Below are 19,250 nucleotides of genomic sequence, written 5' to 3' on the forward strand. Positions count from 1 at the left end.
TTTATTTTATCTTATAAATCGGTGAGGATTGCCTACATATAAACCTGATTTTGTTATACTTTTTGTTACAACCGTGCCTCCTCCTACTTGTGTTTTTTCGACTATTATTATATTATCTATTATGGTAGAATTGATACCTAGTATACACATTTCTTCTACATTAATAAAACCAGCTAAAGCTACTCTTGGAGACAGGAAGCAATGTTTACCTATTACGCTATCGTGTGCTATAGTACACCCTATATTAAGTACCGTATTTGCATTTATTACCGCATTTGCATCTATTGCACAAGTTGGGTATATTACACAACCTTCATTTATGGAAGCAGTTTTATCTACCCAAGATGAAGAGTGTATTACTTTTCCAAATGGAATTACACCTTTAAACCTTTCATACAAGGCCTTTTTTACATTTAAATGCTTATAACCAAGAGCTATTATTATTTCATCAAAAGCATTGTTTAAATACGCTTGTTCTACATTATCTGTATCTCCTAAAATAGCATAACCATTACGTTCTTTATCTGAGGTAAAATCGTCAAAAAACACTACATTACTATAATGGCTATCAGAAATGGCGTAATATGCTATTTGCTGCCCTAAATGTCCTGAACCTAGTATTGCTAATGTTTTTTTCACTAAATATAGTTTTTAACCTCTATTAAACTCGATATTCTTTTTTCTAATTTTGGATAAAAATTATTTCTATCAATTATTAAAGCATTAAAACCAAGTTCAAGAGCTGGTTTTAAATCTAATTTAATTGAATCTCCAATGTATAATACCTCGTCTGCATTGCAAGAAATTTTTTCTAATGCTTTTTTGTAAAACTCAACATTGGGTTTAGCAACCCCTAGCTCTTCAGAAACTAATACATCTGTAAATACATCTCCAAAGAAGGTATTTAATTTGTCTTTAAGTGTTGTATTAAAATTTGAAATTACTCCTATGGGTAAATCTATTTCTGATAAAACTTTAGTGTCCTCAAATTTTTCCCAAGGCAAATACGTACAGTTTTTAAAAATTGAATTAACCAAATCATCTGAAGGAATAATTCCTAAGGTGTAAATTAGGTTAGAATTAAATTTTTTATAAAACGCTTCGTCGGTACGATCTGGAAAATGGATTACTTCTGATAAAAATTTATGTTTCTCTTTTATTTCTTGTAAAGATCGATTATGTCCAAAATCTTTTAATACATTTTGAATTATAGTAAATAAACTTGGCTTACCTAATAGGGTTTCTGCTACATCAAAAAAAACGTACTTAATCATACTAAAATATTAGGTGTTTACTATTTTTTAATTTATTAAAATCTGAAGTGTTTGGATAGATTACATCCATTAAAATTCGTGTTGAAATGCCTTCTATTGGGTTTGGTTTATCTGGCTCTTCTTCTAGTAAATATTCTTGTATAGCATATTTTACGTCTTGAAAACCTAAATTATGTCTTATAGAATTTGTACCAGATATTCTACAATTAATCTCGAAAGGTACAATTTCGTTTGTATCGGTAACAATACTTTGTATATTAAAACTTCCAATTAAACCTCCTAGATCTATCATTTTTTGAGCAATTAGTCTTAATCTATCATCATACTCAAAAATCACTCTTGATTCTGTAGTAGTACCATTGGTTAGTTTTCTTTCCATAGTAAACAAACCGTGTAGTTCATTTTTTTTTGAAACGTAAACTGCTGTTGTTATTTCGTTGCCCTTAGATAATGGCTGGATCATATAACCTTCTGGCAAATCATTTGGGTTTTCTGGGTTTATTAAAATTCCTCGAGATCCTCTTCCTTCTCTAGGCTTGGCTATAATATCTTTTTCAGAAAAATCATAATCACCAGATAACCATGATTTAGCAAAAGGGATATTGTTTTTAGACAAATAAGTATATGTGGCAAATTTATCTAAATAAGTTTTTGCTGTATTGCTGTCGCTAGCTACAATTTGAGCTTTTAATATGTTTTTGTTCTTTGACAAATAAAACACCTCATAATCTGTTGAAGGTAAAACTACATCTACTTTTTCGTCTTCAATAATTTTACTTATTGTAGGTATATAACTCTCATGAAAAGAATAAGGCACTTGATATGTCTTGTTGCACAAGTGGTTTCCTGGAGTAAAGCTAGCAATATCTACACCTATTAGCTTTAGGTTTAAATTTAGCGAAATAATATTTCGTAAAATCCCTTGGCCTACATTCCCTCCTATACCAGTTACTAAGACTGTTTTTGCTTCCATTTAATATATTTTATTATCTCTTGCTTAAAATTAGATTCTGCTTTCCAATTTAAAACAGTTCTTGTTTCTAAATTATTATAATTTAAAGATGCTGAATAATCTTGGTTAACAAGTTTAATTTTTGCATTTGTTTCTTTTGCTATAATTTTAGCCAATTCTAAATTGGTATATTCTCTATTACTTACAGCTAGTAATGTTTTATTACAAACTTTGTTAAATTTTTCGAACACATTTTTTATTAAAGAACAAACATCATCAATAAAGATATAGTTTTGTTCTCGTTTACCTTCTCCCCAAACCTCTATATTTCCATTATTTAATGCCTGGTTTATATAATTAGGTATTATAGTGTTTTCTTTCATTTTTACACCATAAAGCGAAGAAAGTCTAACAATAACAGCTCTATTGGTGTTTAAAACCAATTTCTCTGCCCAATATTTAGATATAGCATATTCGTTGTTTGGGCTATTAACTGTATTTTCTGTTATAATTGTTTCATTTAAGTTATATATAGACGCCGATGATATGTATATAATTTTAGAGTTATTAAACTTAGCTAGTATTTCATTTGTTAATTTAACATTTACCTGATATAGTAAGTCTGTTTCTACATTTATTTGACCAGAGGACACTGCTGCATGGCACATAATTACAAAATCGGGATTAATATCTATTTCATCCAAATTGGTAGATGCAAAAGTTTTTATAGGACCATTAAAATCTTCCTTTCTTTCTATGCCATAAAGTTGAAAATCGTTATTTAAAATATCTTTTAAACGACTTCCTAAAAACCCATTAATACCTGTTATAACAATAGTTTTTTTCATTATTATAGCGCTTCAATATCTTTAATATGCGAATGAAACTCTTTATTTTTCCATTCTACATAACCACCGTCTAGCCATGGTTGAGAAATTTGATTGCTTAAAAAATCTTTTTCCCAATGGTTGGTACTTTCTATTTTTTTTACTTTTATAATAAAGGTTGCATTATTTAAGTTTATATTGTTTTTATGTGCCCAAAAGGCAGTAAAATCTCTAACTCCTTTATTTAATTCTTTTGAATTAATATTTGGATTGTTTGTACTAAAAGACATTTTTCTCCAATTGGTTCCGTAATTATAGTAAGACGGTTGTCCATTTTCATCAATAATTGGTAACCATTGTTCATTACCTTTATCATTTTTATAAACTAATGCTATTATATGATTGTAGCCATTATAATGGTAATCGTCAATAAAAACATTATGAGTCGTTAATCCAAATAATGGTTTAGTTACAAAAACTGTTGTTCTTTTTAGTCCATGAAAAACAGAGTTTACAATTTTATTATTTACACCTATGGTTTCTTTAAAATTATTTACTAATGGACTGTCTAAAATAATTATAAACTGAATTAATGTGAAAGTAAAAATAATAGTTTTAAGAAAAGTAAATTTTAAATCATCTAAAGTATAATTTTGCAATAATTTAACTTTACCATTATCTGGTATTGTTGGTGGGTTATATCCGCAATTTTCTTCTGTACATCGCTCTGTATCTCTGTTTTTTGCAACATAACTATATATCTTTTTTGCTATATGATATATACCTGGTATTTTTAATATTAAGTATAAGGGATATAGGTAAAAAATTCTTTTAAATACTTGTATATATGTATCTACACTAGAATACACATTACCTTTTATATCAACACTATGTATATCGTCCAATAAAATATTAGTGTTAATTTTAGATAGTTTTTCGTGATCTTGCGCATCAAACTGTACGGTCTTGAATCCTATTTTATTAAACCAATCTAAGTGTGTTATAGTTATTTTAGTTCTTACACAAAGCGGACACTCTGTATCATAATAAAAAAAGAAGTCTTGTTCTTTTACTTTTGCTGTAAATATTTTTTTCCAAAAAGATACTGGAACCATTAACAAATAAATTGATATAAAAGTAAGAGCAAACCAAGGAATAGGAAATGTTGTTAAGATTCCAATGTGCAGTAGAGTTCCAATAATAAAAATGGGGAGTCTAAATTTCTTTTTATAAAAAACAAAAACAAATATAAATTCTAATATTAATGTTAAGTATCCTAAGAAATACATTAAAAATTCAATGTTTAATAAAAAAGATAAATTAAATTGAGCCATCATAGGAAATGAGCTAGGCATCCAAACTCCTAAACCATTTAACCAACTGTGAGCTGTTAATTTAACAAAAATTGAATCAAAATAAACTAATCCAATTGCAACATATAAAGGTATAAAATAATAAATTTGACCTACCTTTCTTGATGGGTTGTATTGAAAAGTGGTATTAGAGTATTTTAATTTTAGAAACAATCTATCCAAGGAAAGACATTTACTTATTGGCATAAACATAAGCAAAAAATTAATCCCCATATAAGCATAAAACACATGATACTCATAACTACCAATGGTGCCTATTAAAATAAGGCTTAAAAGGTAATTTATTATGGTTGCTAAACGTGTAAAAGCCCCAAACAAAATAAATACAACAGATATGAACCAAATACCAATTGGTATCCCAAAATTAATTTCTGCACTATCAATAAAAGGTATTTTATCAAAAATTAATGCTTTAAAATAGAACATTTGCGCTATTTCGCATAAAAGCACAATTGCATATGCTATTCTAAAAACAGCTAAACCAGTACCATCAATTTCTTTTTTATAACTATTTTTTAAAAATTTTGTGATTTTTATCATGTAAAGCTTTAGCTGCTAGCTATTTTTTTATTATTTTTTTTAAATATTCAAAATAATCCCCTTTTAAATTTTTAATTTTTTCAAAAAGGTCTTCTCTTTTAATCCAATTAAAATTTACTGCTATTTCTTCAATACAAGCAATTTTTAAACCTGTTCTTTTTTCTACTACTTTTACAAATTCTGTAGCCTCTGTTAATGCCTCGTGTGTACCTGTATCTAACCAAGCAAACCCACGACTCATAACTTTCATTTTCAATTCCTTTTGATCTAAATAGGTTTTATTTACTGTAGTTATTTCTAACTCTCCACGCTGCGATGGTTTAACTTCTTTGGCTATTTTAACCACCGAATTAGGATAAAAATATAAACCTACCACAGCAAAGTTAGACTTTGGTTGTTTTGGTTTTTCTTCAATACTTAAAACATTACCATTGGCATCAAAATCTGCAACACCATAACGTTCAGGATCATCAACATAATAGCCAAATACAACTGCTTTATTGTTTTCTTTTACGGTTTTTATAGAATCAAACAAAAGGTTTTGAAGTCCTGCACCATAAAAAATATTATCTCCTAAAACCAAACACACATCATCATCTCCAATAAAATCTTCGCCAATTATAAAGGCTTGAGCTAAGCCATCTGGCGACGGTTGCTCTGCATAAGATATTTTTATACCTATGTTACTACCGTCTCCAAATAAAGCTTTAAAATTTGGTAGATCGTGCGGGGTAGAAATTATTAATATGTCTTTAATACCTGCTAACATTAGTACAGATAGTGGGTAGTAAATCATTGGCTTGTCATAAATAGGAAGTAACTGTTTAGACACAACTTGTGTAAGTGGATGTAAACGTGTACCTGAGCCTCCTGCTAATATTATTCCTTTCATAACTTTTATTTAATTGGGTTACTTGTAAACAAATACAAGAACTATGAATATTGTTTTATGTAATACTCTTGATAACTACCAGACGTAACATTTTTTAACCATTCTTGATTATCAAAATACCAGTCTATGGTTATAGCAAGACCTTCTTCGAATGTTACAGATGGTTCCCAACCTAATGCTTTATTTATTTTTGTAGCGTCAATGGCATACCTTAAATCGTGACCTGGCCTGTCTTTTACATACGTTATTAGTTTTTCTGAACTACCTACAGATCGTCCTAACTTCTCGTCCATTAACTTACATAGTAATTTAACAAGGTCTATATTAGTCCACTCATTAAAGCCTCCTATATTGTATGTTTCTCTGTTTTCTCCTTTATGGAAAGCTAAATCTATGGCAATAGCATGATCTTTTACATAAAGCCAATCTCTAGTAAACAAACCATCGCCATAAACAGGTAGCGATTTGTTATTAATAATATTATTAATAAATAGAGGAATTAATTTTTCTGGAAAATGATTTTGCCCATAATTATTAGAGCAATTGCTAATAACATAAGGCATACCGTAAGTTTCTCCGTAAGCACGCACAAAATGGTCTGAACTTGCTTTAGATGCTGAGTAAGGCGAGTTAGGATCGTAAGGCGTTGTTTCTGTAAATAACCCAGTTTTACCCAAACTACCATAAACCTCATCTGTACTTACATGATAAAACCTTTTACCTTCCCAATTGTTTTGCCATAGGTTTTTAAAGGCATTTAAAAGCACCATGGTACCCAAAATGTTTGTTTTAGCAAAGGCTAAAGGTTCTTTTATAGAACGATCTACATGACTCTCTGCAGCTAAGTGAATTACTCCAGTAAATTTATGCTTTTCAAACAGGGCATTTATAGCTTGCTCGTCTGTAATGTCTGCTTTTAAAAATGTATAGTTTTTTGCAGACTCGATATCTTTTAAGTTTTCTAAATTACCTGCATAGGTTAAAGCGTCTAAGTTAAAAATGTTATAACTAGGATATTTATTTACCAACAACCTTACTACGTGCGAGCCAATAAAACCTGCACCTCCTGTAATTAATATATTCATGTTCTAATTTATTTCTACGTTTTTAACGTCTAAACTACTACCAATTAATTCTTTACACTCATGTTTTTAGATTATCCTCTTCTCCTGGTTTTTTACCTACATAAAAATCTATAAAGGAACTTATTATTAACGATAAAAAATATTACTGGCCTTTAATTTTTTTGCAAAAACCTAATTTACACACAAAAAAATTATTAGGCTTTTTATTAAAAAACCCAATAATTTTACCATTTATAGTTCTACAAAATAATTTTATTTCTTAAATACACCACAAAAGTCAAGCACTACCTTATCATTAGATAATTCTAATGTTTTAAACTCATCATGTGCCACTAAAAATGCAACAATATCTGCTTTTTCTACTGCCTCTTTATATTCTGTAATTTTAAAGACATTATGCTCTGTAATATTAGGCTCTACAATGTAATACTCCTCATTATTAGCATTTTGTAATACTTTTTGTGCTATATACTTTGCTGGAGACTCTCTTAAATCGTCAATATTTGGTTTAAAGGCAAGTCCCATTAATGCAATACTAGGTTTTCTGCCATGCTTAAGTTCAAACTCTAACTTTGCGGTTTTAACTTTCTCGGCACACCAAAACGACTTATAATTGTTTATTTCTCTAGCTGTACCAATAATTTTAGATTCCATTGGGTATTCTGCTACAATAAAATAAGGGTCTACTGCTATACAGTGTCCACCAACCCCACAACCTGGTTGTAAGATATTTACTCTAGGGTGTTTGTTGGCTAATTCTATTAATTCCCATACATTAATATCTGCCTTATCGCAAATTAGAGATAACTCATTAGCAAATGCTATTTGCACGTCTCTAGAAGAGTTTTCTACTAGTTTACACATCTCGGCTGTACGTGCGTTTGTTTTGTGCAAATCTCCTTTTATAAATTGTCTGTAAAAGGCAAGTGCTTTTTCAGTCGACTTTTCATCTACACCACCTATAACGCGGTCATTATGTACCAGTTCGTACATTACATTTCCTGGTAACACACGTTCTGGACAGTATGCTATATTTAACTTATCTTTTAGCTCTGGTCTTTCTGTATAGATAAGATCCATCATTTTCTCTGTTGTACCAATTGGCGAAGTAGATTCTATAATATATAAATCATCTTCTTTTAATAAAGGCAAAACTGCACGAGTTGCAGCTTCTACAAAAGAAATATCTGGTTCGTTCTTGGCTTTAAAAGGGGTAGGAACAACAATTAAATAGGCATTTGCTTCAACAGGAGTTGTTGCAGCTTTTAAATATCCTTCTTTCACTGCTTCTGCTACCGCAACATCCAATTCTGGCTCTACAATGTGTATTTTTCCTTGGTTAATAGTTTCTACTACGCTAGGATTAATATCTACTCCGTGAACATATGTTTTACTTTGCGCTATTAAAGCTGCTGTTGGTAGACCAATATAGCCTAAACCAATCATTACTACACTTGGATTTTTACTCATAATTATAACTTAGCAATAAATTCTACAATTTTTTGGCAAGATTCGCCATTTCCGTAAGGGTTATGTAACTTACTCATTTTAGTATAAGCTTCGGTATCATTTAAAAGTCTATTAGCCTCTAAAACAATTTTATCCTTATCTGTTCCTACTAAAAACACTGTTCCTGCTTCTACAGCTTCTGGTCTTTCTGTAGTATCTCGCATAACTAAAACAGGCTTTCCTAAACTAGGAGCTTCTTCTTGCACACCTCCACTATCTGTAATAATAATAAACGATTTGCTCATTAACCACACAAAAGCTGGGTAAGATAAAGGTGCTATTAATTGTATATTATCTACATCTCCTAAAAGGTCGTAAACAGGTTTTTGCACATTAGGGTTAAGATGAACAGGATAAATAATTTGTACATCTGCGTTTTGTGTAGCTATTTCCTTTAAAGCACTGCAAATATTAATAAAACCTTGCCCATGGTTTTCTCTACGGTGTCCTGTAACTAAGACTAAACGTTTAGATGAATCTACAATGGTTTTTAAATTATCAACTTCGTCATCAGAATATGTTTCTGATGTTACTTTGTTCGAACTAAAATGAAGCGCATCAATAACTGTATTACCTGTTACCAAAATATTAGATTTATCAATATTTTCGTTTAATAAATTCTGTTGTGAGGTTGTTGTTGGTGAAAAATGATAATCGCAAACAGAACCTGCAATGCTCCTATTTACCTCTTCTGGAAAAGGTGAACGCTTATTAAAAGTTCTAAGACCTGCTTCTACATGACATACTTTAGCTCCAGAATAAAAAGCTGCAATACTGGCAGCCATAGTTGTAGTTGTATCGCCATGAACATATACATAATCTGGTTTAAATTCTTCAAGAATTGGCTTTAGATTTGTAATAATATCTGCTGTTAAACTATAAAGGTTTTGATTAGGCTTCATTAAATCCAAATCGTAATCTGGAGTAATTTCAAAAAATGAAAGTACTTGATCTAACATCTCTCGATGCTGTGCAGTTATACATACTTTTGTTTCAAAAGTATTTGTGTTTTTAAAAAATTCTTTAACCAGCGGTGCCATTTTTATAGCTTCTGGTCGTGTTCCAAAAATAATTAAGTTTTTCTTTTTCATGCTTCTGGTTTAACCAAAACACTATACTTTGGTCTTTTGGCAAAAGTAGTGTAATTCTTCGTTTTAAAAAATTTTGTTTTTTTTAACAATTCGTTATCAGTAAGTATTTTTTTTGCAAACTCATACCAAGTCATTATTTTTTGATCACAAAAATGTAATATTTCGAAATTCTGACTTTTACTATGTATTAACTCTAATATATAGTTGGCAAGGTTTTCTGTATTTGTAGGGCAACCTGTTTCAGCATCAGTAACAAAGAGTGTTTCTCCTTTTTTTGCCTTTGCAAGGATTGAATGATAAAAATTTTTACCGTATTTTTTACTATATAACCAAGACGTTCGTATAATAAAATATTTATCTAACACCTCTTGAATATGTTTTTCTCCTAATAATTTAGATTTTCCATACTCATTAATAGGGTTTGTTATATCTCTTGGGCTATAGGGTTTGTTTTTTTCTCCATTAAAAACATAATCTGTAGAAATATGAATTAAAATTGCATTTGTTTTTTTACAAGCAATAGCCAAGTTATTTACCCCATCTGCATTCACTGCATATGCTATTTGTGGTGTCTTTTCTGCTTGTTCTACATTTGTATAAGCTGCACAATTAATGCAATAATTAAAACCTCCATTAATAAACAGATCTAAAACATCTTTGCTGTTTGTTATATCTAAATCACTTTTTGAAACAAACACAAATTCGTAATTGTATTTATTAATTACAACCAATTCTTTAATGGTTTTTGCTAATTGACCTTCTGATCCTGTAACTAATATTTTAGTATTCATTCTCTAATGCTTAAAAGTAGGTAACAGCCTATCCTTATCTGAAATAATAAGGTTTTCTTCTGGAAAATTCCAATTAATATTTAAAGTATCGTCATTAAATATAATTCCAGATTCTGCTTCTTTATTATAAAAATTATCACATTTGTAAGAGAACAATGTGTTCTCTTCTAAAGTTAAAAACCCATGAGCAAACCCTCCGGGAATATAAAGTTGTTTACAATTAACATCGTCAAGAACAACAGAAAAATGCTCGCCATATGTTGCTGATTCAACCCTTAAATCGACACAAACATCTAGAACACTTCCTTTTAAGACGCTAATTAATTTAGATTGAGCATGGATTCCTTTTTGAAAGTGTAATCCTCTTAAAACTCCTTTTTTAGATTTTGATATATTATCTTGAACAAAAGGTTTTGATATTCCTGTTTTTTTTTTAAAAACACCTAAGTTAAAACTTTCAAAAAAAACACCTCTTTCATCTTCAAAAATAGAGGGCGATATTAAAAAACAACCTTTTAAACTTATTTCTTCTACTTTCATTTTTTGAATTAATTATTAAAACTATTTTCTATTCTAATTTTAAAATTCGTAAAGTTTTATTGAACCAAAAAGCCCACTTAATATAAGTGAGCTTTATTATTTATAATATTATCTCTATTGTTAAACTAAACAATAAACAAAATTGAATTAAAGTCTTTCGTGTATGCCTAATAAATAAATTATTATTCATATTTTTTAACAAAAACTATCACTCTAAAAGCTAAATAACCAAGCATTAATAATAGAAAACTTATTATAGGAAAAATAAGAGAATATTTATTAAATAAAGAACTATAAGCAGACCCCACATCTTGAAAACTAGAGATAGTGTCAAAATAAACATCTTCTTCTACTTGCTGAGATTCTAATCTATTTAATTCATTTCTTAAATCTAATTCTTTAGCTAATAATTCAAATTCTTTTGTTTTAACTCGCTCTTGCACCATAGCTCCTCCTTCTTTTAAAGTTACAGGAGAATTATTGGTTTCAGACTCAGACTTCATTATAGCAATGTATACCCTTTTTAGTGAGTCTACTTGTTTTAAAGACTGTTTTATTCTAGCTTTATCTAAGCTTATAAGAGAGTCTCTTTTCTGCATTTTTTTCACAGAATATGTATTAGTAAAAGTAGAATTTAACCCCTCTTCTAAAGATCTAAAAATATCTTTTTTTAATGATTGAACTGAAATCTCAAAAATACTTCCAGAATATACGCTTCTGTTTTCTAAAAAGTCTCTATAAGAAATAGTTTGCGCTCTCGCACTATCAACAGCTTTAATAAACCTATCATATTGTAAGATTCTGTCATTTTCTGTTTCAGGGCCAGGACTAATTTCAAATTCTAAAAGACTTGCAGCATCGGCTTCATTTATTTTAAATAAATTCTCTAATTGTTTGTAATCTTTATCTGCAATTAAAGCATTATAATAACGAATATTAGTAACTAACTGATATTTACTATCGAAATAAGGTTTTACTAACATGTTAGAAGTATAAACTGGTTTTCTAACCTTTTCTAACCCATAACCTATAATTCCAGCTAATACCATAGTTATAATTATAAGTTTATAATTATTTATTACAACTTTTAAAGCGTATATAATAACAGAAAATATAGATTTAAATATAGAACCAATAAATTTAAATAATCTATCAAAAGCATTTCCAATAAGTTTAAACAACTGTCCTAAATCTACCTCTTCAGATTGTTTTGATTGTGGTAACTCTTTACTCATAATTTTAATTTAATATTTGTTCTAGTATGGTTCTTGTTATTAAATATGTTGGTCTTACTCCCGAGGCCCCTAAACCTCCAGATGCTAATGTAGCACCAGTTTCTAAAGGGTTATCACTAGCATAATATGCGTATCGCACTTTTACATCTGGACTTATACTGCCTCTAACTTTAGATGCTGCTTGTATTGCTTTTTGGTAATGTGCTCCTTCCATTTCTAACCCAATTACATTCCATGTAGAGTTATAAAAGAATTTAAGAATATCTTTATTTTGTAACGATGTTCCTAAAACAGTTATCATTGTACCGTCAAAAACATTTACGCCTTTTCCTTCTAAGTCTTCACGCTTTAATTCGTTCTCAAACGGATAATTATCGGCTGTGCCTTCAAAAATATGTGCAGAAGGTATCATAATGTCTCCTTTTCCGCCTTCTAATATACCTGCTTTTCCCATTATAGATAAAGACTCTACATTTAAATGTACTTTCTCTTTACCTTTAGGTTTATAAGGTTTTAATAGCTCGTCTATCGTTTCGTAAGCCTGCTCTCCAAAAGCATAATCCATTACAATAATAACAGGTTTTTTATCTTTTAAAACAGGTTGAGAAGCCTTAATGTCTAGCTTTGTACTATCTATTTTACTTGTGTCAAATATTTGCACATCTATGTTTGCTCCAGATGTATCTTTAATATACAACATTCCCTTTTGCAACGCTTCTTTAGAAATTTTATTGCGCAAGGCTTCGTTCTCTTTATGACTTAAAGATTCGTAAACCTCAAAAACATCTTTTTTTGCTACAATAGTTTTTAAAGCATTTGGTGTAAAAAGCGTATTCATTACACTGTGCATATTTGCACTTATAATATGTATTGGTCTTTCTAATAAATTATTAGTATGTAATGTTTCTTTTATTTTATTTGCCCATATTTCTCCATGAATATGATGCCCAATACGCTCTCTTAACACAGGGCTAAACGTAATGGTTCGTTTATTATTACCTACCAATTCTTCTATAGCTAGTTTACCTAACCAATATACAATATGCAATAAACGTTCTGGCTGAGAAGGTGTTGCAAATGCATTATATACAGTAGTAATTTCTTTAAACGTTCTTCCTAAAATATTAGCTGTATGTGTTATCGCTACTTCGCGCTCTTCTTGTGTAAATTCTTTTTTAGATAAAACTGCATTTTCAAGTTTTATCCAATCGCGAGTTGTATCTCCTTCGTCATTTATTAGTACACGATTACTTATTTTATGAGACTCAACAAAAAGAAAAGTAAGGTGCGTTAAAATATCGTAAATCTCAGATCGACCACGTGTAATTTCAATATTCATTTGTTCATCATCAATACGATAACAATTACGTCGTCTTTTTGGTGGTATTATGGGTTCGAAATGAGAATCGCCATAGCCTTCGTCGCTTGTTAAATTAATAAACATGCACTCTTCTATACCAATAGGCAATCTATCTATAACATAAAGCAAACCTTCAAGTTCTGCTTTTTCGTCGCCTATAGATCCATAAATTTCTGGTCTTAACAAAAGTAAAGAACTTCTTAATGTTTCTCCAGAAATACCCATAGGCTTATAAAACCCTCTGTTAAAAAGGTGTCGCATAGTAATATACAGCCTTTCTATGGCATTAGAGCTTTCTTGTGCTCTGGTTCTTTCATGATGTTTTTTTGTGCTCATAGTATAATTTGGTGGAGCAAAGGTAATACTAATTTAATTAATTTTATTAGCCAAGTAAATCAACAATTTTCCGGTCGTTAGATAAACGTGGTATTTTATTTTGTCCGCCTAATTTTCCAATAGATTTCATATAGTTTTGAAAACCGCCTTTTTGCACTATTGTTATTTTTAATGGCTGTAAAACTTTACCGTCAATTAAATCGAAATAATAACTGTTTTGCTTTTGAAGCGATTGATCTATTTTTTTTGCTAAAGCAGAAATATTTTCTGGTTCGTTTTCAAATTCTACAAACCATTCGTGATAAGGTAACCCTTCTAAAGGATTTATTTGAGGCGCAACAGTAAACTCTGACACTCTAATATTAGAATTAACCGTAGCTTCTTGCATAGCTTGTTCTACCTCTTTACCAATAACATGTTCGCCAAAGGCAGAAATAAAATGTTTAATTCGGCCAGACACAATTACTCTGTAAGGTTTTGTAGATGTAAACATTACTGTATCGCCAATATTATAAGCCCAAAGTCCTGCATTTGTTGTAATAATTATAACATAATTAATACCAACCTCAACATCTTTAATTGTAATTCTTTCTGGGTTTTCATCAAAAAAAGTATCTGCTTTTACAAACTCATAAAAAATGCCAGAATTTAATTGAAGTAACATCCCTTTTTCGTTCTGCTTATCTTGGTAAGCAAAAAAACCTTCGCTTGCTGGGTAAAGCTCTATACTATCTACTTTTCGTCCTATAAGATTCTCAAATTTTGCACGATAAGGTTCGTAATTTACGCCTCCGAAGATAAAAAGATTGAAATTTTTAAAAATATCGCCTACCTTTTTTCCTGTCTTATGTTGAAGTTTTTCAAAATACATTTGCACCCAAGACGGAATTCCAGAAATAATGGTCATGTCTTCTGGCAATGTTTCTTCTACAATAGCATCAACCTTTGTTTCCCAATCATCAATACAATTAGTTTTCCAAGAAGGCAATCTGTTTTTCTGAAGATATTTTGGCACATAATGCGCTACAATACCAGAAAGTCTACCTAACTGAACACCGTTTTGCTCTGTTAAAATAGGGCTTCCTTGTAAAAAAATCATTTTTCCATCTACAAACTTAGCGTTGCCTGTTTCGTGTATATACATTAAAATAGCATTTCTAGCTGCTTCTACATGACTAGGCATACTTTCTTTAGTTATTGGAATATACTTTGACCCTGATGTTGTACCAGAAGTTTTTGCAAAATAAATAGGCTTACCTTTCCATAAAATATTTTCTTCGCCAGCAACTACGCGTTCAACATATGGTTTTAAAGCTTCGTAATCTCTAATTGGTACCCTTTTTACAAAATCCTTATAAGAGTTTATGCTTATAAAATCATGGTCTTTTCCAAATATTGTACTAGATGCAGTGGCTATTAATTCTTTAAAAACTTTTTCCTGAGTTTCTACAGGTTTATTTACCCACTTCTGAGTTTTTTTATACACACGTTTTGCAAAAGGTTTTGCAAGTGCAGACTTTAATGATATCATAATTATTTAAAATCTATAAAGTTTGAAGGATTAATTGGGTAGCCATCATTCCAAAGTTCGAAATGTAAATGAGGCCCGGTAGATAACTCGCCTGTATTTCCAGATGTTGCAATAACCTCTCCTGCTTTAACTAAATCGCCCTGTGCTTTTGTTAAGGCTGCATTGTGTTTGTAAACAGAAATTAAACCATGGCTATGCTCTAATATAACTACGTAACCAGTACTTGCTGTCCACTCTGCAAAAATAACCGTGCCATCTGCGGTTGCTTTTATAGGTGTGTTTTTAGGCACTACCAAATCTATAGCGTAATGCTTATCTTTTAAACTGTAAGATTCGCTTATGGTTCCGTTTACCGGAGGGAATAAAACAAAATTTGTTGACGATGATGCAGATTCAAATAAATTATACTTATCCTCTTTATCCACCTTTTCTCTTAAAATAGAATCTTCTTGAATTGGGCTTAAATCTACTTCACTAATTTCTAATTTAACTGCCTCTATAATAGAATCTTTATTTACACTTGCCGAGCTAACTTCGCCTTGAAGCACTTGTTTTATAGAGCTATAATAACGCTCGTTTAAAGTAATTACTTGCTGTAACGAATCTGTCTTAAAATTAAGCTCTGTAGCTTTCTTTTTTAAAGCAGTAGACGAGTATCCTGGTATATATTCTTTAAGAGGCGTAAAAGCTATAAATAATAGTGTAAATAAAACTAAAAAAATACTAGATAAAGATACCAATACAAACACATTTAGGCGTGTTAACTTAAAAGATAATCGCTCCTCAAAGGTGTCTTCGTTTAAAATAACTAATCGATATTTATCGAGCAGTTTGGTTTTTATTTTTTTAGTTTTCTTTTTACTTTCTGTCATGTTAAAAACAAAATTAATTAAAATAATCTCAAAAGCATCCGTTTTCTTTATGCTAAAATTATGATTAAAACGATTTTATTAAACTTTAATTATTAACTTTGTTATTTAAAATACTTTAATCATGAGTTTATATATGTTACCATTAGTTATTGGAGCGCCACAAATAATTTTAATTGTTGTTGTTGTGTTATTATTATTTGGAGGTAAAAAAATACCTGAATTAATGAGAGGACTTGGTAGTGGAATTAAAGAATTTAAGGACGCTAGTAAAGAAGAAGATAAAATTGAAGACAAAAAAGAGTAATTATATCTTTTCTATAAAATATAAAACCAACACAAATTGTGTTGGTTTTTTTATGTCTTTAAAACCTCTTAAAAAAATAAGAGTTTATTGAATTTTTATAGACTTAATTATAGCCTCTAACTCGAACATATAATTTCGCTTAGATACAGATGGCGCATAGGTAAACCCTTCTACAACAACCCATCTTTTGTTTATTTTATCTTCTATAGCATAATTTACATACGGTCCTGCCATAAAAGCATTTTTAACTTCCCAAAGCCCTTTTGTTTCTAATGTTGGTTTATTATCAACTATGGTTTGGGTATGAAATGGTGTGTAGGCATTTTCTGTTATCATATACGACCCTTCTACAGGTCCTTCAATATATTTTTTGCCTATCGAATCTCTAATTTTTACAATTTGAGCAATCATATTCGTGTCCTTTTTTATGGCTCCTAATGGTAACTCGTAAAGTAAAAGATTAACATAACCTGTAGGTATATCTCGCTTTATCCAGTAAAATTTATCTTCGTCTTTAGCAATGGTTTTACCAATTCTGTATGCTGTTGGAAAATTAATATCTAACCCTAAATTCTTTTGAATTACTCTAGTATTATACAACGATTTTTTAATAAGGCGTTGTTTTTCTTTAAGCTCTATTCCTTTAAAAGTTTCGATTATCTTAGTGGCATTATCGCTTAAAACCTTAATAAGATCTGTTTTAGTTTGCCCAGAAACCACAATTACTTTTTGTGGTTTTGCATAAACATTATTATTAAAAGTAATACCTGTTTCTTTATTTAATTCAACCTTTAAAACTGTTCTGTTTTTGGTAATAAAATCTGTAAAAACATGAGGCGGAATTTGATTAATATTAAAAATAGGTTCTTCTTGAGGTAAACCATAAATAGGAGCAGCTAGTACATCTCTTACAGCTTCTCCCACAGATCCCTTCCATATTTCGTTATCTACCACAACAGATATGGTATTTATTGTACCGTTAGAATCTAATAGAATTTTTTCGTTTGATGACTTACCATCTTTGCAAGACATTGCAAATAGTGCTAAAACTGAAACTAGTAGAATTTTTTTCATGTTAATATTTTAGTTTTTGATGATTAACCCTTAGAAATTTTTAGTTTCATTCCAGGTTTTAAACTACTACCACTAATACCGTTCCATTCTTTAATATTTTGAACAGAAACTCCAGAAAATTTTTGAGAAATACTCCATAGTGAATCGCCACTCTTAACGGTATAAGTTACAACATTGCCTGTTGGGGGTTTTGCTACTACTTTTTTAACAGAGCTAGATGTTGAAGCTGTATATGGTTTTCTTGGATAGACCGTTAAGCGTTGACCTATTTTTAAGTTATTACTTCTCAATCCATTCCATTGTTTTAACTGGCTTACCCTTACTCCATATTGTCTAGATATTTTACCCAAGTAATCTCCAGATCTTACCCTATAAATAACTTTATCGTTCGAATTAAAAAACTGAGGAAGTGGTTTTTCTCGTTTATCGAATTCTGCCTTAGCGAAAGCATAAATTTTCTCTTCGTTATTAACAAAGCTTCCTATAGCATGCCTTGGCAGTCTAAGCGTATAGTTTTCATCTTTTATAAAAGGAATAATATCTAATTTATAAGATGGGTTTAAAAACTGGAGCTCTTCAATGGGTACATCGGTTACCTCTGCAACTTGATCGAGTGTAATCATTCGTTTTACCCTTACCGTATCTGTTTCTATATAAGCAAATTCTGGTCTTACTTTTTTAAATCCATGCTCTTCTGCAAATTCAAAAATATACATATTAGCTAAAAAAGCAGGCAAATACCCAGCTGTTTCTCGAGGTAAATTAGGCCTTATATTCCAATAATTTTTATAACCTCCAGATCTTCTTATTGCTTTAGATACATTACCTGGGCCAGAATTATAAGCTGCTAATGCCAAGTCCCAATCTCCAAATATTTTGTATAATCTAGCCAAATACTTAGATGCTGCTTCGGTAGATTTTATAGGGTCACTACGTTCGTCTACATAGCTACTTACGTCCAAACCATACATTTTACCTGTAGCAAACATAAATTGCCACAGCCCTGTAGCGCCTACTCTAGATTTTGCTCTAGGTTTTAGTGCCGACTCTACAATGGCTAAATATTTTATTTCTAAAGGTATATTATGGTTATCTAACTCGCGCTCGAACATAGGAAAATAATATTCGCTTAGCGTTATAAGCTTTTGTAAATGCTTACGCCTGTGCTTTAAATAAGACTTTATTACACTTTCTAAAGATGTATTGTACTCTACATTAAACGGTGTACGCGCATCCAGTTCTTTTAATCTAGCTTTTAAAGTGTCGGTTGGTAATTCTGGATAATCTACTTCTTCAAAAGTAAGCTCTGTAACAGACTTATAAATAGTATCGAACAAGGTATTATTATACAGCTCTTCAAACCATTTTTTATCTAATTCTGAAGCAAATGCGTTGTCGCCTAGGTTTTTTATAGAAGTACTATCTGCAATTGCTAAAATTTCTTTAACATGCTTAACACTTCCATCAATTAAAGTATCTATATCTGCTTTTTCTAGAGCTAATTTATTAGAAATAACACTGTCTATTTCAACCTTAATTTTGTTTTGAGTAACAATTGAGTCGTTTGTTTGTGCTTGACAAATAAACAGGTTAAAAATAAAAAAAAGTATAAAAAAACGATTAGCCATAGGTCTCAGTTCAGTTATTATTGAACGATAGTATGG

At 30.3% G+C, this 19,250-nt stretch carries 18 protein-coding genes; 1 reads left to right on the top strand and 17 read right to left on the bottom strand.

Annotation, left to right across the window (positions count from 1 at the left end; genetic code table 11):
- Positions 1 to 6: 6 nt before the first annotated feature.
- From ABD715_RS06170 to ABD715_RS06240, 15 genes are all read right to left on the bottom strand, one after another.
- On the bottom strand, positions 7 to 639 hold the full coding sequence (locus ABD715_RS06170; protein WP_344787243.1) for an acetyltransferase: 633 nt from the start codon (positions 637 to 639) through the stop codon (positions 7 to 9).
- A complete protein-coding gene (locus ABD715_RS06175; RefSeq protein ID WP_344787244.1) occupies positions 639 to 1,274 on the bottom strand; it encodes an HAD family hydrolase in 636 nt (211 codons plus the stop codon). Before ABD715_RS06175 ends, ABD715_RS06170 begins: the two co-directional genes overlap by 1 nt.
- A gap of 1 nt (position 1,275) precedes the next feature.
- Entirely contained in the window at positions 1,276 to 2,247 is a 972-nt protein-coding gene (locus ABD715_RS06180) for an ATP-grasp domain-containing protein (RefSeq protein ID WP_344787245.1), read from the bottom strand.
- Positions 2,226 to 3,074 (bottom strand): NAD-dependent epimerase/dehydratase family protein, encoded by an 849-nt coding sequence (locus tag ABD715_RS06185; RefSeq protein WP_344787246.1) that lies wholly within the window; start codon positions 3,072 to 3,074, stop codon positions 2,226 to 2,228. The genes ABD715_RS06180 and ABD715_RS06185 overlap by 22 nt, the downstream gene beginning before the upstream one ends.
- Before the next feature lie 2 nt (positions 3,075 to 3,076).
- Positions 3,077 to 4,966: a DCC1-like thiol-disulfide oxidoreductase family protein gene (locus ABD715_RS06190; RefSeq protein WP_344787247.1), complete on the bottom strand. Its 1,890-nt coding sequence runs from the start codon at positions 4,964 to 4,966 to the stop codon at positions 3,077 to 3,079.
- A 19-nt stretch (positions 4,967 to 4,985) separates the two neighbouring features.
- A complete protein-coding gene (gene rfbA / locus ABD715_RS06195) occupies positions 4,986 to 5,858 on the bottom strand; it encodes a glucose-1-phosphate thymidylyltransferase RfbA (protein ID WP_344787248.1) in 873 nt (290 codons plus the stop codon).
- A gap of 41 nt (positions 5,859 to 5,899) precedes the next feature.
- Positions 5,900 to 6,943: a dTDP-glucose 4,6-dehydratase gene (gene rfbB / locus ABD715_RS06200; RefSeq protein WP_344787249.1), complete on the bottom strand. Its 1,044-nt coding sequence runs from the start codon at positions 6,941 to 6,943 to the stop codon at positions 5,900 to 5,902.
- A gap of 252 nt (positions 6,944 to 7,195) precedes the next feature.
- On the bottom strand, positions 7,196 to 8,413 hold the full coding sequence (gene wecC, locus ABD715_RS06205; RefSeq protein WP_344787250.1) for a UDP-N-acetyl-D-mannosamine dehydrogenase: 1,218 nt from the start codon (positions 8,411 to 8,413) through the stop codon (positions 7,196 to 7,198).
- Between the two features lie 2 nt (positions 8,414 to 8,415).
- Positions 8,416 to 9,543, bottom strand: coding sequence for a non-hydrolyzing UDP-N-acetylglucosamine 2-epimerase (gene wecB / locus ABD715_RS06210; RefSeq protein ID WP_344787251.1), 1,128 nt, complete (start codon positions 9,541 to 9,543; stop codon positions 8,416 to 8,418).
- Positions 9,540 to 10,334: a dTDP-4-dehydrorhamnose reductase gene (rfbD, locus tag ABD715_RS06215; RefSeq protein ID WP_344787252.1), complete on the bottom strand. Its 795-nt coding sequence runs from the start codon at positions 10,332 to 10,334 to the stop codon at positions 9,540 to 9,542. The genes wecB and rfbD overlap by 4 nt, the downstream gene beginning before the upstream one ends.
- Before the next feature lie 3 nt (positions 10,335 to 10,337).
- Positions 10,338 to 10,874 carry a dTDP-4-dehydrorhamnose 3,5-epimerase gene (rfbC, locus tag ABD715_RS06220; protein WP_344787253.1) on the bottom strand — a complete coding sequence of 179 codons (537 nt, stop codon included), beginning with the start codon at positions 10,872 to 10,874 and terminating at the stop codon, positions 10,338 to 10,340.
- 182 nt (positions 10,875 to 11,056) lie between these two features.
- Positions 11,057 to 12,109, bottom strand: coding sequence for a YveK family protein (locus ABD715_RS06225; RefSeq protein WP_344787254.1), 1,053 nt, complete (start codon positions 12,107 to 12,109; stop codon positions 11,057 to 11,059).
- A 4-nt stretch (positions 12,110 to 12,113) separates the two neighbouring features.
- Positions 12,114 to 13,805: a DUF6909 family protein gene (locus ABD715_RS06230; protein WP_344787255.1), complete on the bottom strand. Its 1,692-nt coding sequence runs from the start codon at positions 13,803 to 13,805 to the stop codon at positions 12,114 to 12,116.
- Between the two features lie 46 nt (positions 13,806 to 13,851).
- The gene (locus tag ABD715_RS06235; protein ID WP_344787256.1) at positions 13,852 to 15,336 is read right to left on the bottom strand and encodes a GH3 auxin-responsive promoter family protein; all 1,485 of its coding nucleotides are present in this window, start codon (positions 15,334 to 15,336) and stop codon (positions 13,852 to 13,854) included.
- A 2-nt stretch (positions 15,337 to 15,338) separates the two neighbouring features.
- Positions 15,339 to 16,208, bottom strand: a complete 870-nt coding sequence (locus tag ABD715_RS06240) for a M23 family metallopeptidase (protein ID WP_344787258.1) — start codon at positions 16,206 to 16,208, stop codon at positions 15,339 to 15,341.
- A gap of 121 nt (positions 16,209 to 16,329) precedes the next feature.
- Here ABD715_RS06240 and tatA point away from each other — a divergent pair, with 121 nt between their 5' ends.
- Complete coding sequence (tatA, locus tag ABD715_RS06245; RefSeq protein ID WP_344787259.1) at positions 16,330 to 16,512, top strand: twin-arginine translocase TatA/TatE family subunit; 183 nt, start codon at positions 16,330 to 16,332, stop codon at positions 16,510 to 16,512.
- An 84-nt stretch (positions 16,513 to 16,596) separates the two neighbouring features.
- Here tatA and ABD715_RS06250 read toward each other — a convergent pair whose 3' ends face one another.
- Both ABD715_RS06250 and ABD715_RS06255 read right to left on the bottom strand, forming a co-directional pair.
- Positions 16,597 to 17,586: a DUF4837 family protein gene (locus ABD715_RS06250; protein WP_344787260.1), complete on the bottom strand. Its 990-nt coding sequence runs from the start codon at positions 17,584 to 17,586 to the stop codon at positions 16,597 to 16,599.
- A 23-nt stretch (positions 17,587 to 17,609) separates the two neighbouring features.
- Positions 17,610 to 19,214, bottom strand: a complete 1,605-nt coding sequence (locus ABD715_RS06255) for a LysM peptidoglycan-binding domain-containing protein (RefSeq protein WP_344787262.1) — start codon at positions 19,212 to 19,214, stop codon at positions 17,610 to 17,612.
- Between the last annotated feature and the right edge of the window lie 36 nt (positions 19,215 to 19,250).

Source organism: Postechiella marina, assembly GCF_039538365.1.
Taxonomy (GTDB): domain Bacteria; phylum Bacteroidota; class Bacteroidia; order Flavobacteriales; family Flavobacteriaceae; genus Postechiella; species Postechiella marina.

Bases quoted from the DNA above. Each gene is read 5' to 3' on its own strand.
- wecC (WP_344787250.1), bottom strand. From the start codon at position 8,413: ATGAGTAAAAATCCAAGTGTAGTAATGATTGGTTTAGGCTATATTGGT.
- ABD715_RS06255 (WP_344787262.1), bottom strand. From the start codon at position 19,214: ATGGCTAATCGTTTTTTTATACTTTTTTTTATTTTTAACCTGTTTATT.
- wecB (WP_344787251.1), bottom strand. From the start codon at position 9,543: ATGAAAAAGAAAAACTTAATTATTTTTGGAACACGACCAGAAGCTATA.
- ABD715_RS06230 (WP_344787255.1), bottom strand. From the start codon at position 13,805: ATGAGCACAAAAAAACATCATGAAAGAACCAGAGCACAAGAAAGCTCT.
- ABD715_RS06175 (WP_344787244.1), bottom strand. From the start codon at position 1,274: ATGATTAAGTACGTTTTTTTTGATGTAGCAGAAACCCTATTAGGTAAG.
- ABD715_RS06180 (WP_344787245.1), bottom strand. From the start codon at position 2,247: ATGGAAGCAAAAACAGTCTTAGTAACTGGTATAGGAGGGAATGTAGGC.
- rfbD (WP_344787252.1), bottom strand. From the start codon at position 10,334: ATGAATACTAAAATATTAGTTACAGGATCAGAAGGTCAATTAGCAAAA.
- rfbB (WP_344787249.1), bottom strand. From the start codon at position 6,943: ATGAATATATTAATTACAGGAGGTGCAGGTTTTATTGGCTCGCACGTA.
- ABD715_RS06185 (WP_344787246.1), bottom strand. From the start codon at position 3,074: ATGAAAAAAACTATTGTTATAACAGGTATTAATGGGTTTTTAGGAAGT.
- ABD715_RS06235 (WP_344787256.1), bottom strand. From the start codon at position 15,336: ATGATATCATTAAAGTCTGCACTTGCAAAACCTTTTGCAAAACGTGTG.
- ABD715_RS06250 (WP_344787260.1), bottom strand. From the start codon at position 17,586: ATGAAAAAAATTCTACTAGTTTCAGTTTTAGCACTATTTGCAATGTCT.
- rfbC (WP_344787253.1), bottom strand. From the start codon at position 10,874: ATGAAAGTAGAAGAAATAAGTTTAAAAGGTTGTTTTTTAATATCGCCC.
- rfbA (WP_344787248.1), bottom strand. From the start codon at position 5,858: ATGAAAGGAATAATATTAGCAGGAGGCTCAGGTACACGTTTACATCCA.
- ABD715_RS06190 (WP_344787247.1), bottom strand. From the start codon at position 4,966: ATGATAAAAATCACAAAATTTTTAAAAAATAGTTATAAAAAAGAAATT.
- tatA (WP_344787259.1), top strand. From the start codon at position 16,330: ATGAGTTTATATATGTTACCATTAGTTATTGGAGCGCCACAAATAATT.
- ABD715_RS06240 (WP_344787258.1), bottom strand. From the start codon at position 16,208: ATGACAGAAAGTAAAAAGAAAACTAAAAAAATAAAAACCAAACTGCTC.
- ABD715_RS06225 (WP_344787254.1), bottom strand. From the start codon at position 12,109: ATGAGTAAAGAGTTACCACAATCAAAACAATCTGAAGAGGTAGATTTA.